This window comes from Pseudomonas sp. Leaf58 (assembly GCF_003627215.1).
In the GTDB taxonomy this organism is placed as follows: Bacteria; Pseudomonadota; Gammaproteobacteria; order Pseudomonadales; family Pseudomonadaceae; genus Aquipseudomonas.
Map to the genome: position 1 here is coordinate 11424 of NZ_CP032678.1, position 13331 is coordinate 24754.

The 13331-nt window shown below is 55.2% G+C and carries 15 protein-coding genes; 14 read left to right on the forward strand and 1 reads right to left on the reverse strand.

Annotated features, from left to right (window positions below; genetic code table 11):
- The 14 genes from DV532_RS25255 to DV532_RS25315 all read left to right on the forward strand — a co-directional run bounded on the left by DV532_RS25255 (nt 1) and on the right by DV532_RS25315 (nt 11176).
- The gene (locus DV532_RS25255) at nt 1-420 is read left to right on the forward strand and encodes a hypothetical protein (protein ID WP_056797597.1); all 420 of its coding nucleotides are present in this window, start codon (nt 1-3) and stop codon (nt 418-420) included.
- Nucleotides 414-1955, forward strand: coding sequence for a type II secretion system protein GspD (locus tag DV532_RS25260; RefSeq protein ID WP_056797595.1), 1542 nt, complete (start codon nt 414-416; stop codon nt 1953-1955). The genes DV532_RS25255 and DV532_RS25260 overlap by 7 nt, the downstream gene beginning before the upstream one ends.
- Nucleotides 1948-3015, forward strand: coding sequence for a hypothetical protein (locus DV532_RS25265; RefSeq protein ID WP_056797591.1), 1068 nt, complete (start codon nt 1948-1950; stop codon nt 3013-3015). Before DV532_RS25260 ends, DV532_RS25265 begins: the two co-directional genes overlap by 8 nt.
- Nucleotides 3015-3413 (forward strand): hypothetical protein, encoded by a 399-nt coding sequence (locus DV532_RS25270; protein ID WP_056797588.1) that lies wholly within the window; start codon nt 3015-3017, stop codon nt 3411-3413. The genes DV532_RS25265 and DV532_RS25270 overlap by 1 nt, the downstream gene beginning before the upstream one ends.
- A gap of 200 nt (nt 3414-3613) precedes the next feature.
- The gene (locus tag DV532_RS25275) at nt 3614-4108 is read left to right on the forward strand and encodes a hypothetical protein (protein ID WP_082476951.1); all 495 of its coding nucleotides are present in this window, start codon (nt 3614-3616) and stop codon (nt 4106-4108) included.
- 198 nt (nt 4109-4306) lie between these two features.
- A complete protein-coding gene (locus DV532_RS25280; RefSeq protein WP_082476951.1) occupies nt 4307-4801 on the forward strand; it encodes a hypothetical protein in 495 nt (164 codons plus the stop codon).
- Nucleotides 4802-4942: 141 nt separating this feature from the next.
- Nucleotides 4943-5176 carry a hypothetical protein gene (locus DV532_RS25285; RefSeq protein ID WP_056800060.1) on the forward strand — a complete coding sequence of 78 codons (234 nt, stop codon included), beginning with the start codon at nt 4943-4945 and terminating at the stop codon, nt 5174-5176.
- A complete protein-coding gene (locus DV532_RS25290; RefSeq protein WP_056800057.1) occupies nt 5176-5640 on the forward strand; it encodes a hypothetical protein in 465 nt (154 codons plus the stop codon). Before DV532_RS25285 ends, DV532_RS25290 begins: the two co-directional genes overlap by 1 nt.
- A 12-nt stretch (nt 5641-5652) precedes the next feature.
- Nucleotides 5653-7287, forward strand: a complete 1635-nt coding sequence (locus DV532_RS25295; RefSeq protein ID WP_056800055.1) for a hypothetical protein — start codon at nt 5653-5655, stop codon at nt 7285-7287.
- The gene (locus DV532_RS25300; RefSeq protein WP_256659161.1) at nt 7284-8579 is read left to right on the forward strand and encodes a GspE/PulE family protein; all 1296 of its coding nucleotides are present in this window, start codon (nt 7284-7286) and stop codon (nt 8577-8579) included. The genes DV532_RS25295 and DV532_RS25300 overlap by 4 nt, the downstream gene beginning before the upstream one ends.
- Before the next feature lie 80 nt (nt 8580-8659).
- Nucleotides 8660-8827, forward strand: coding sequence for a hypothetical protein (locus DV532_RS31010; RefSeq protein ID WP_256659162.1), 168 nt, complete (start codon nt 8660-8662; stop codon nt 8825-8827).
- A complete protein-coding gene (locus DV532_RS25305; RefSeq protein WP_056800052.1) occupies nt 8824-10005 on the forward strand; it encodes a type II secretion system F family protein in 1182 nt (393 codons plus the stop codon). The genes DV532_RS31010 and DV532_RS25305 overlap by 4 nt, the downstream gene beginning before the upstream one ends.
- Before the next feature lie 20 nt (nt 10006-10025).
- Nucleotides 10026-10790, forward strand: a complete 765-nt coding sequence (locus DV532_RS25310) for a hypothetical protein (RefSeq protein WP_056800049.1) — start codon at nt 10026-10028, stop codon at nt 10788-10790.
- Nucleotides 10790-11176: a hypothetical protein gene (locus DV532_RS25315; RefSeq protein ID WP_056800046.1), complete on the forward strand. Its 387-nt coding sequence runs from the start codon at nt 10790-10792 to the stop codon at nt 11174-11176. Before DV532_RS25310 ends, DV532_RS25315 begins: the two co-directional genes overlap by 1 nt.
- 24 nt (nt 11177-11200) lie before the next feature.
- On the opposite strand, the gene DV532_RS25320 is transcribed toward DV532_RS25315, so the two are convergent.
- Nucleotides 11201-13249 carry an ATP-dependent DNA helicase RecQ gene (locus DV532_RS25320; RefSeq protein ID WP_056800043.1) on the reverse strand — a complete coding sequence of 683 codons (2049 nt, stop codon included), beginning with the start codon at nt 13247-13249 and terminating at the stop codon, nt 11201-11203.
- Nucleotides 13250-13331: the final 82 nt, after the last annotated feature.

Here is a 13331-nt window from a genome sequence, read left to right on the forward strand (position 1 = left end):
ATGAAGAACCAGCTCTTTCTTCTGATGATATTGGCGGCATCTGCTCATGCACAAGCCGAACAGAACCCGTTCCTGCCACCGCAAATGCGCCAGGTGACTGTTACATCAGAAGGGGGCTACCCATCCTCTCCTTCGGGCGTTCCAGGCGTTTCCCGCGCAGGTAGTCCGATCGTAGATCCCGTCGCCCAGCGCAAAATGAATGATCTCGCAGGGGCGAGGATGGTGGCGATCATTGATCGACAGGAGGTCTGGTACAAACCGGAACAGGGCCTCTATGTTCGCTATCCGGCTGACGGCACATCGATCAGCACTCTTGAAGCCCCCAAGCCTTCGGACGATATCCAGCAAATCAAGCAAGCCATCGCGCCTCAAGCGGGCAAACCGACAACAAAAAAAGACGCCAAAGGTAAAACATGGTAATCCACAAATGCTTCAAGCTGACGGCCTTGGCTATCGTGATGGCCCTGACTGGCTGCTCCGGCAACAGGATCCCAGAAAGCTCGGAAATGCCATCGCGGGGCGCGTTGACCGACGATATGCGCAAAGCCTGGGCTACCGAAACCCCAGCCATTCGCACCGTTGGCCTGGGGCATGGGTTTACCATTGAGGCGCCGCAGTCCATCCCCACGGCAGTGGCGAACAAGAAAGTTGAAGTCATGTTCAGCAAGGACTCCACCCTCGACGATCTGGGCGCAGTCATGAGTCATATGGGCTTCTACCTGGTTGTGCCCGACGACGCCCTTCGTCAGAAAAAAATCGTGATCTTCAATTTCCAGGGGCGGTTTGGTGATTTCCTCAACGCCATATCCATCGCCCACGGCCTGTCCTTCAGCTGGCTGCCCGGCAACATCCTGATGGTAACCGAAAGCAAGCCGTACATTCTGCAGATCCCGCAGAATGCGGGTGTGGCAAAAGCGATCGAGGACAATATCACCGGACTTGGCGCAACGGATGTCAAGGTGTCGATACAAGCAGGCACCATCCAATATTCGGCGAACCACCAGAATCAGCAGCGCATCGCAGAAATGATCGAGAAAATGGGGATCAACGCCTCTCTGGTCTCGATGCAAGTGGCGATCCTGAACACCGCGATCGACAAGGAGCGCAACACCGGTTTTGACTGGAGCTCGCTAAAAGCAGGACTCGGTGCCCTTGGGCTAGCCAATGACGAATCGGACGCCAGCGGTGGCACTGGTTCGGGCAATGGCCTCACCAATGGCAATAGCTCCGTAGTTGGCAGCACTACCACCGACACCGATGGCTCCGATGGCTCCTCCAGCAGCCCCAGTGGGCGCACAAGCGGCTTGTACCTGGGGCTTGGAAAAGATGGCTTGCAGGTCAATATCGGCTCGGGCAATTTCAGCTTCCTGTCGGCGTTCAACCTCCTCTCGACCTATGGCGAGACCAAGACAACCCAGTCTGTCTCCATGGACACCATTTCGGGTGAAGAGGTTTCAATCAAGTCGGGGCAGAAGATCCCCTATATCGACTCGATTGGCGTCAATACCGGCAATGGGTACAACAGCAACAACAGCAATGGCTACTCAAATAACAGCCTGGGGTCAACCAGCGTCAAGGACGTGGATATCGGCCTTGAGTTGAAACTCAACCCTTACTTCGACTACCGAACCCGGCTGGTTTCGATCAAGGTTGATTTGAAATTGAGCTCACTGCTGCGTTTTGTCGAACTTTCGGCGGGCAACCAGATCGGCACCCTGAGCCGACCACAAACCCAAGAACAGGCCTTTACCGACAACGTGAAGGTCAGGGCCGGTGAAAGCCTGATCATTGGTGGTTTGACTTACGATCAAATCACCGACACCCGCAGCAACCTGGCGGTAATGGACACGAAGGACACCGCTTCAAAAGAATACAAGATATCGCGAACCGCCATGTTCATTCTGATTCGCCCTACTGTGACCGTCTTCTTGGCCAAAGGAGCTAAATATGATTGATAAGCGCCTGGAGCCAGGTTTCCCCCTGGGGGAGGATGAGCTCATCGAGGTATCACCACGTATTTCGGGAAGATTCGGTGGATTAAACATTGATCAGGGGATCAGCGAAGATTTTCAGACGCGCTTGGCGCAAGCGACTGAGGCAGATTTTACTGAAGAGCTTCCTCAGTCAGCGTCAAGGCAAGAGGGGTTCCCAGCAGCAACCAATTTGAAAGGGCGGCACATGGGTCGCACCAGGGGTATGATGGAGCGGTTCATGCGCTGGGCAGACCCCCTGAACCACCCTGTGGAACCTGAATCGCCTGAAGACCCTGCGAATTGGCCGAAAAAGCTTCACATGGGATTCATGTCCGAAGTGAAGCGCAAAGACCTGCTGCGCTACATTGGCGAGTGGGTCATCGACAACGCCGAGTCGAAGACGGCCTGTTTCTATCAAATTGTTCCATGGTCAGGCGGCTTTGCCTATGAAGTTCAGGAGGGGGGTGCCGGCTTTGGCGTCCTCCGCTCGGCCTTGGAAGCTCTCGATACCCAAGGTGAGGTTACGCTGCCGGCCAATGACAGAAATGTCCAGCTGGTGCGCAAGGCGGTCGGTTTTGCAACCTACATGCCGAACGAGCTGGAGGAGCAGGTGATCAGTCCAAATCTTTTCTTCAGCGATCCGCTCAAGCCTGTGTATTCGCGCCACCATGGCCTGATGGTGTCTGGAGTGCTGGCATCCCTGTTTGGCGTGGTGGCTTTCCTCAGTGCATGGTTTGTCGTTTATCAGATTTATGGCAAGGACAAGGTTCCTGTCTACTCCCAATCTGCACATGAACTTCCATGGCAGCAACTTGGGAAAGTTGAGTCCGTGCTGCAAAAACCGGAAGCGTACCTTCACAAACTCACCTATCAAAACGGTGCCTGGAGGGTTGAGGAGAAGAAGGTTGTCCAGGAACAACCTACAGCCGCTCCAGCGCCCCCTATCAACCAGCCTGCAACGAGTGTCGATGCGGCAAGCCAGCGCATTGAGCGTGCGAACATCCTCAATGAGTTGGAAAAAACCATTTCGGAGAGCAAGTGATGAAGCGCACCAATGCACTCTACAACGCCTTGGTCGGGATTGGGGGGCTGATGGCATGCGCCATTTTACTGGTGTCTGCCACAGCACTACTGCTGAGCCCACGCCAACAAATTGCCCTGCAAGATCTGAAGACGAAAAACATTCAGGCCTGCACTACGGCCATGAAGTCTTCAGGTTTTGAGGTGATTCGCGAGGGCAACAGCCTTCAAGCCAAAATGCCTGGACTGAAGGACTACAAAAACAAGTTACTGCAAGGCTCTCTGGCAATCAGTGCCTGCGATAATCTGAAGCTGGTTAGTTACTGCATGGGCACCTGCAAAGACCCTTCCGACCCTAAGGGTGGATCTGTCAATGGGACGTTCCTGAGAATGTCGTATCTGGATCCTGTCCTTCAATAGCCCTGCAAAGCGGACAAAGCCCTCGAATGAGGGCTTTTTTGTGTCAGCAGGGGGAGCTTGCAGCAGGATGACCAAAAATTACCTGCTGTATATCGCAAACAAAACCACTGTCAATATTGATGTAAAGGAGAATCTTGATAAGATGATGACATTCAGAGACGAAAACCAAATAAAAACAACAAGAAAGAGGTTTTGCCCCCATGTTTGCACTGATTATCGCCATCATCGCCATCGCACTGACCGTCTACCTCGCCGTATCCACCCTGTTCTACGGCGGTGATGGCCTGTCCAACGGCTCGGCGCGTGCCATCGCTTCGACCTTCATCAACCAGGGTCAGCAGATCAACGGCGCCCACGTGCTGTACAAGAACGACAACGCTGGCGCTTCGCTGAGCGCAGCCGATGAAACCGCCTCGGGCGCCACCGCTGTCAGCACCGAGCTGACCAAGCTGGTCACCCAGAAGTACCTGTCCAGCGTGCCGACCCCGCCAAAAGGCAACGCCTACCGCATCTCCGACAACCTGTCGGCCACTGTTCCTGAGGCCACTGGCGTGACCGCGAAGGTGATCTACGACACCAGCGACGCTATTCCGGAAGAAGTCTGCACCATCATCGCCGACCAGGCCGCCAACAGCACCGGCACCTTCGGCTGCGTGACCGGCGCCGACGCCAACACCGTCTGGTACCGCCTGTAACACCAAGCAAAGAGAAACCCGCTCAGGCGGGTTTTTCTTCGTCCTGAATATTTCTCAATAACAGGAATTGACGATATAAAAATCCTAAAAACCCAATGCAAACAAGTTTGATGTCAATATTTACATAACGCGACTTCGTGTTACTATACGATTGTCGCCGCAAACGACCTAATAACAATAACAATAAAGGGCCTCCCCATGTTTGCACTGATTATCGCCATCATCGCCATCGCACTGACCGTCTACCTCGCCGTATCCACCCTGTTCTACGGCGGTGATGGCCTGTCCAACGGCTCGGCGCGTGCCATCGCTTCGACCTTCATCAACCAGGGTCAGCAGATCAACGGCGCCCACGTGCTGTACAAGAACGACAACGCTGGCGCTTCGCTGAGCGCAGCCGATGAAACCGCCTCGGGCGCCACCGCTGTCAGCACCGAGCTGACCAAGCTGGTCACCCAGAAGTACCTGTCCAGCGTGCCGACCCCGCCAAAAGGCAACGCCTACCGCATCTCCGACAACCTGTCGGCCACTGTTCCTGAGGCCACTGGCGTGACCGCGAAGGTGATCTACGACACCAGCGACGCTATTCCGGAAGAAGTCTGCACCATCATCGCCGACCAGGCCGCCAACAGCACCGGCACCTTCGGCTGCGTGACCGGCGCCGACGCCAACACCGTCTGGTACCGCCTGTAATTCACCCGGCTTTGCAAAGAACCCGCTACGGCGGGTTTTTTGCTTAGGGTTTCCATGGACGGGTGATAAAGGTATTTCGATTTCATGATATATTGACGCATCCAGCCCGTTATCTGGGCATACAACAGAAAGGCATTGCTCATGCACCCAGCACAGCTCATCAAACTCACAAAGCACCCCGTGATCGTCTGGTTTGACCGCATCGCGCCCGTCATCTGCCTGGCCCTGGCCCTTTATTACGGCGTGCAGGGCAGTTACACCTCGGCTGCCATTTGGGGGGCTACGGCAGTGCTGGCACTGGTACTGTCCGTCTGCAACCTCACCAAGATCATGCAGAAGGTACTGACCAAGGTCGTCGCCCGCAGGGGGTTCTGATGGTACACCTGATCGTTGTCATCATGGCTATTGTGCTCATGAGCTACATGCTGGTGAGTGGTATTTCCTACACCAATCCAGAAGTCCATGATGCCCGTGAGAAGGTTGAGCATTGGTCAGTGCAAAATATGGCCCTGTCCGCCGCCTGGAGCAAGTACCGCCTACTGTATGGCCGAAACCCCAGTACCCCTGAACAATTGTCATCTGAACTGGCACTGCCACTCGTGGTGCCTGATGGCTTGACACTCAGCCGGCTGACCTCCGCGTTCAGCGGATGGTGCTTTGCAGGCGAAGTCTCAGGCAGTGGGTTGGCGGCGCTCAAAAGCATTAGTACTCGCTTTCCCACGCAGTACGGACTTTCTGATCAATGTGGGTACGAGGGCGGCATTTCTCCTTCCTGGGCCCCAGCCCTTGATGGGCCTGAACCGGTGCCCGTTGTCCTGACTTTCAAGTTTTCTCGATAAAGGGTTATTACCATGCTCGTGATGTTTATTCTGGGCTTGATCTTGATTGCGATGCTAGCCGTTGCCGCGCAATCGCTTTCCGGGATGTATTCCGTGCTCAATGACCTTGAGGTGGCTCGCCAGGAGCGTCAAGTAGAGATGCTTTGGGAGGCCAGTCTTTCGAGTCTGCTGGTGCAGGCGGGCCCCAACGGCGAGTTTGTTGCACCACTAGGAGCGGCGCTGACCGACGTCAATGGTGTGGTGATTGGCCAGGGCCTCCCAAGCGCCGTAACCGGGCCCAAGGTAAACGCACGGGGCTACAATCCTTTGTATTGCGCACTGGGGCGTGCGGATCTTGACGGAATTGGCGACACCCAGGACATCACCCTTGAACCAGGTCTGAGCTATACCGTGCAGACCGTTACGGTTGGCACGCAAGCCTATGTGACCAGATCTTCAGCCATTTCGGCTATGGAGCGAGGATCTACCAGCATTGCCGCATTCATCATCTCGCCATTTGAAGCGGTCGATCGGCTTTCCTGCGCTGATATTCGTTATGACCAAGTCACTGGACAGCATACTGTTGCCGGCATCAGAGCCAAAGTCATTCCGATTTTTGGTGCCAATGGCGGTACATTGAGCAGTGCAGAGGCGGTCAATCGTTCGAGCAATCAGTTCATTGACGCCAGCGCCTATGACAGCATCAACGATGCCCTCGCCCCCTACCTCTCGAATCCCCCTGCGCGGCTGACCCTCAATCTTCCAGCCCGAACAGGTGGCTATCAGTTGACCCAAAGCATTGTTTTGGGGACAAAAACCGGGGGTGTACAAAGCCACCTGGTTATTGCAGGCCCTGCTGAAGGCGTCATCATAAATGGCGCGCAGACCCTTGCGGTGAAAAACGCCAGCCTCACGCTGCAAAATGTCACCCTGGATGGCAATCTCCACCTCGACAATGCCAGCGCGGCGTTCTCTGGATCGACCATTATGGGCATCACAGCGGTTTCCAGTCGTCTTTCGTTTGTTGATGTCAATGCCGTGGACGGGCCGATCTCCCTTGACGCAAGTGAGGTGTACCAGTCAGGCGCACTTTCGCTCAACTATGGCACTTCAAGCCAAGGCCCGCTTACGCTGACCACCTCCCAGTGGAAGACCAGTGCCGGCACCTTGAGCCTGACCTCGGGCAATTCGCTGTACGGCATTTGGATCGACCAGGCCAGTCGGTTTGTTGCAGCGGGATCGGCACTGACCTTTGGTTCGGGATATTCGCAAGCGATCAGGGTTGCCTCCGACTCGATTTTCACGAGTATTGGTTCGAACTTGGTATTGCAGGGCCAGGCCACAACCTTCCTGGATGTCAAGGGCAGGGCAGACATCCAGTCCGGTACCGCCAGTGCAGCAGGGGCCGTTGCCTACGGGGCGGTTTTACGTGACGGCGGTGAACTGATCATGGATAATGGCCAGCAATGGTTTAATGGCGGCACAGCTCCAGCAGTCGGTGTTTCCGACAAAGGCGGACTTGGCGTTGCAGGTTCAGTGGCGCAGATTGGCGGCCAGGTATGCTGGGACGGCTACCTGTTTGAGGATTCAACCGCTGGCCAGGTAACCATCAATGATAATAAGAACTTGAGTGGGAGGACGACGGCCTCCTGGAGCTGCAGCCCATGAGTTTGCTAAAAGCCCGTGCGATCGAGATGACGCCTAAAGAGCGTCTGCTGGAGAGGGTTCTTCTGGAGCGAAATCTCGCCAACGTTCAGAAGATCACTGCCGCCAAGATGCAAAGTGCGGTCACCAATGAATCCATTGGCACCATTCTGGTCAACGATGGGTTTTTGCGTCAAAGCGACCTGACCAGCGCCCTATTGTCGATCAACCCGGATTCCCTGGTTGATGAAGAGTTGATCTTGCCGCATGTCCCCCTGGATCTGCTGATAAACAACAAGATCATGCTGGCGGCGGAGACCATTGAGTGCATTTACGTAGCGTGCCTTTGCCCCACGCCGCAAGCTAAAAACCTGCTGGTCAAGTATTTTCCCAACCAAAAAATCGTCTTCATCCCCGCCTCGGTTGACCGGGTGCGTGGTTATGTTGAAAAGCTGCGCATCATTCACGACAGCGATTCTTCGATTCTTGAACTGCTGCTCAGGGAAGCCATCCTGAACGGGGCTTCCGACATCCATATCGAACCTCAGCGCAATACCTACAGCGTCCTGATGCGCTACCTCGGGGTGCGAACACTTGTCCACGTCAGTGATCTGGATGAGTACCTGGTGCTTGCTGCAAAAATTAAAGACCGCTCCAAGATGGACTTGGCCGAACGAAGAATTCCGCAGGGCGGTGGATTCTCCATCGAGTACAACGGTCGAATGATCGATCTGCGGGTTGAGTCTGTGCCAGGGGTTTTTGGTGAAAAGATCGTTATCCGAATTCTTGACCAGGAGCGTGTTCAGTTCAATCTTGATACGCTGGGCATTTCAGCGATTGAGCAGTGGAAAAAGGGGATCAGTCGATCGGATGGACTATGCCTGATTTGCGGCCCTACCGGTTCGGGAAAAACCACCACGCTCAACGCGACCAATCGCCACTTGGATCGATTCGGGCAAGCTATCTACACCGTTGAGGATCCGGTTGAATACAACACTCCCTACACCACCCAGGTCAATATCAACGAAGCGGTCGGACTGAACTTCCCCCGTGCGCTGCGCAGCTTCATGCGCGCCGACCCGGACGTCATCATTGTCGGGGAGGTGCGCGACGAGGATACGGCGCGCATTGCGATCAAGGCTGCAGAAACAGGGCACCTGGTGTTTGCCACGCTGCACACAGGCTCCATCCAGGCCTCTATTCAGCGTTTGAAAGACCTGGGTATTGATCCACACGAACTCAAGTACATCTTGCGCGCAATCATGGTTCAGCGCCTGGTACGCACCCTGTGTCCGGTGTGTCATGGCCAAGACTGAAGCCACGCATCTGTGCCCACTGTGGTGGACGCCGCTACGCGGGCCGCAGCATTGTCTCTGAGTGCAGTTATTTCCCAGGCATGAAAGACGTCAATGAATTGCTGACCAGCAATGATGTGAGGTGGAAAACCATGCTGGAAGATGCCTACGACAAGTACAAGGCAGGCATGACCGACGAAACCGAGTTTGTTCGCGTCTTCGGTGCCGAGGCGCAGGACATGATCAATCAGCATCGGGGTGGGAAATGAACGCTTGGGCCGTGGTGTACGAAGATCCGGTAAAACGCAAGGTGGTGGAGACCGAGGTCTATGCTGAAAATGCCAAAGAGGCAGAAAACAAGGTTCGACGGCGTGGCCGTGTGCTATCCGTCAAGAAAAAGCGCTCGTTTTCGCTAATCAAGGTTGGGCTCACTCAGGATGAAAGGCAGATACTCCTTCAGCGGTTGGGCACCATGTTGGAATGCCGCATGGGGGCCTCGGCGGCGCTGAACCTGATTGAGCGCACCTTCAAAGGCGCCATCAAGTCAATCGCCGGACGCATGCTGAAATATGTCGAGCAAGGCGATGATATTCCAACTGCCATGGAGCATATTGGCGAGCCCAATTTCCCCCGGCAAATGATTGCCCTGGTGAAAGCCGGGTCGAAAGCTGGTAATACTGGCAAAGCCCTGCTTCACGCGGCTGCCTTTGAAATGGAAATTGATCAGGTCAAGCGTAACAACGTCTGGGCCATGTGGTTTTCCATTATTGGCTTTCTCTTCGCGGCCCTGGTCATCTTTACCACCAAATACTACTTTGCGCCCAAGATCCTGGAGTCCGAGCTGATCAAAATGGCCGGCGACGCCGTAGATACCTCGGGAGCCTTGAGGCTCATGGATTTTTCAGTGGTGCTTATGGGGGTCTTTGGCCTGGGCTTTGTGCTGCTGCTGATTCTCGGAACCTTTGGGCGGCTGGTGCTGCCCTCCGAGTCTGACAAGATTGTAGTCAAAATTCCCTTTTACAAAGACCTGGTGCTGTCGCGCAATAACTACATCACCCTGTACGGCCTGAGCCTGCTGGTGTCCAGTGGCGTGCCAATGGAGCAAAGCCTGAGCCTTTCGGCTGAAGGTACGCCCAAGGGTTTGATGAGGGATGACCTCAACAGCGCCGTTGAGGCAGTCAGGCGAGGTCGGAACTGGGCAGAAGCCATGCGCTACCTGCACCCCACCGACCGTGCATCGCTTGCCTCGGTGCAAGACCGCGAACAGGCAGGGAAATCCTTGAAGGCGCTGTCAGACCAATACAGGACTATTTACGGACAACGGGTGAAAGCCACCACGCCCATTTTGATGTTGCTTGCGGCAGGTTTTCTCACCCTGTCTGGCCTGATTTTGTATAAACTGGGCGTTGAGCCAATTCTTCAGGTGGCGGCCAAGGGCGCCATATAAAAAAAATGATTGGAGTTCCCATGAAAAAAACCATCCTCCTGGCTTCATTGCTGGCAGCCTCCTCATCGGCTTTTGCGGATATTGAATCGCTGCAGATGCCTGAGCTGCAAGTGCCGCAGTTTCTGGTCAATCCCTTTGTCCGTTCTGACGTGCATGCCTTGGCTGCAGACCCTGGTAACGAGCAGGCGGCCCTGAGTGTGCAGGAGCGGGTGATTGAGTCGCCGGAATCAGCACGTACGGCGTTTCGCGTGTGGTCGGAAGATGAAAAGCAGGATCAGTATGCCACCTGGCCCGAAGTCGGCATGAACATGCTTCGTTGGTTGGAACCGGCCCGTGGTTTTGACTGGAAGCATGGCACACGAGCACCAGGTGCCAGCCAGGTCATCTATCAACAAGATTCCTTGGTCGACCTGGAAAGGGCCATGGCTGTTAACGTCACAAGTCCCATCAGTGTTGATGAGGGCTATGGCTATCAGGTGTATGACCCACTCAAGGGCAAGGCAAGAATCCCTGGCATTAGCCGCACCCTGCTGGCTCAAGGCTACGCCCCCATTGGCCCTGATAACATCCCCGTGCAGGTGTGCAGGATTGGCATGGGCAGCCAGGCGCCCTTCGTGGAGCTGAGTCAAACCCAGCGCCTGCGGTTTCAAGTGGCTACCGGGCTCAAGTTCACTGTATGCCTGAACGGTGGCCAGGCGCAAACGTACTGGAAATCGCGCTACGCCGACTTCATGGACAGTTACCATGACATCACAGATCGTCATCAGCCGGCAGGATCCTACTGATGAGCAAGGATCGGCGCAATCAAAACAGGCTGGGGCTGTTCTACGAAGAGGCTCAGCAGGCGCTCTGCGAGCTTGCTGAGCGTCACGGGGTTGAAATCCCCAGGGGGATGGCCACAATTGAGGGCCAGTGCCTACATTGGCGCCTCAGTGTGTACGCTGACTCAGGGAAACAATACTGGGATGAGCTGTGGAGGAGCAAAGTCGAATTGCTTGGCCTGCCCACCCATATCCTTCCCGGCGACGATGTCATCGATCCTGATGGCGAGTCCTGGTTGTTGCTGGGGCTTGATCCGATGTCCGAGCAAATGCCGGTTCGGCTGAAGAGCCCTGTGGGCGTGGATCACTTTTGCTCGATTGGCCAAGCGCAGTTGTTGCAGAAGGTTTAGGGGGAGGGGGCAACCCCTCCTCGGTCAAATCGACGGCTCGCTGACCTCTTTGGCTTTCGCTAGCTGAACGAACAGATCTTCCACGCCCTTGCCGAATTTCTTGATCCACAGTGTCGTAAAACCAGCCTCTACCAACGAAGCTGTGCTGTGATCTGTCAAACGTGCGAGCTTCAGAAGCTTGGCCTCGGTGGCGATTTCTGATTCAGAAATGTCCTCCTGGTAGGCCGTGTGCTTGCGCCAGCGCTTGAGCGCTGTCAGCACACTGGCTGACACTTCCTGTTTCACAGCCTCCGGAGTTTGGTCAGAGTCATGAAGCGACAGGGTCACTTTGCCACTGATCCAAGCTTCACCCCGACTGGTGATGCCATGACTCGCATCAATGAGCGATTCCTTGATCAGTAAATCGCGCCACCGCTCAAGATCGCCTACAGCGTAGTTGGTAAATCGCCCTGCAACCTCCACCTCAAGATTGCTCAGTGCAGCCGTAGGCGTCATGCCAAGCAGCACCTGCTTCCAGTGCACTGTGCCCGCCTTCGCAAGTCGATCAAGGGACTGGGCCAGGTTGATCAGGGTGATGGGGCGAATGTAGCGATGCGCGCCTTTGACCTGGTCTTTGGAAAAGGCTTCTGCCATACAGGTGTCGCATTTTCCACACCGGACATGAGCCTCACGGCGGCCAAAGTATTTAAGCACTGACCAGCGCCGGCACAAGCTGGTCTCGCACCACGCCTGCATGGCATTAACCTTTTGCCAGTTATTGCGCCGGATTTCATCCACCCACAGGTAATCCTCACCCGGCTTCCATTCGCCCAGGGAGTAAACGGTTTCACGCCGCGTCAGTTCCCCTTGGCCGACCAGCAGATTCAGCACAGCTGAGACTTGTGCCGGGGTAATTGCTTCGCGGCAAATGGTTGCCAGCCACCCCACGTTAAGCTCCTCAGGGCCAGAGCTCAGCGTGCGATAAATGATGTCCTTGATTGCCCGAATGGCCTTGGGTTCGGGCGAGGCCATGCCAATGAAGAATTGGTGGATGCCACGATCACCCGCGTTGTAGAACAGAATAGCCCTGGCTGGCAGACCGTCACGTCCAGCGCGCCCAGCCTCCTGAACAAAAGCTTCGAGTGATCCAGGCATTTGAGCGTGGATAACCAGGCGCACATTGGGCTTGTCTACACCCATACCAAACGCAGAGGTCGCCACCATCACCTGAATATCATCGGCCAGGAAGGCCTCCTGTACACGATTCTTTTCCTCGCTCTCCAGCTTCCCGTGGTAGCGTCCCACTTTCAACCCTGCGGTCAGCAGGTGGTGATAGATGCGCTCAACCTCCTTGACCGTCACACAGTAAACGATGACGCAGACACCAGGATTTTCCCGAAGGGTATTTTCAATGTCCTGGCTGCGATCCTTGTTGGCATTCACCACGGCATAGACCAGATTGTCCCGGTCAAAATCCTGCAAATGCACCTGGGCATTGCGCAAACCAAGCAGGTTGACAATGTCCGTCTGAACTTTTTCGGTTGCCGTGGCCGTAACGGCGATCCGCTGGATCGGGCGGCCAATTCTCAGCTCAACCGCGTCGATCGCGTGGCCAAGGCGCGAATAATCCGGCCTGAAGGCATGCCCCCATTGAGACGCACAGTGCGCCTCATCCACGGTGACCATTTGAAGGTTGGTTGCGCACAATGCGGCCAAGAAGTTTTCATCCTGGAAGCGCTCAGGGGACACATAGAACAACTTGTATCCGCCTGTCGAGAGGCGATTGTAACGCTGGCGAATTTCGTCCCCTGAAAGATCAGAGTTGACGAACGCTGCGCTGATACCCAGGCGCTCCAGGGCATCAACCTGATCTTTCATTAGGGAGATCAGCGGACTGACAACCAACGTGGTGCCTGCTCGGTGCAGGGTCGGAAGCTGGAAGCATAAGCTTTTGCCACCGGAGGTCTTCAGGATGGAGAGGCTGTCCTCACCTCGCATGATCGAATCAATGATCGGCACCTGGCCTGGGCGCAGGCCATCAAATCCAAAATAGCGCTTAAGGGTGTCCTGCAGCCGGGGTTGATCGCCACTCATTCGAGTATTACCTATATTGACAGTTTCGCCAATTCATTATATACCTATTGCAGTATTTATCACAGTGTCACCGGAGCACAGT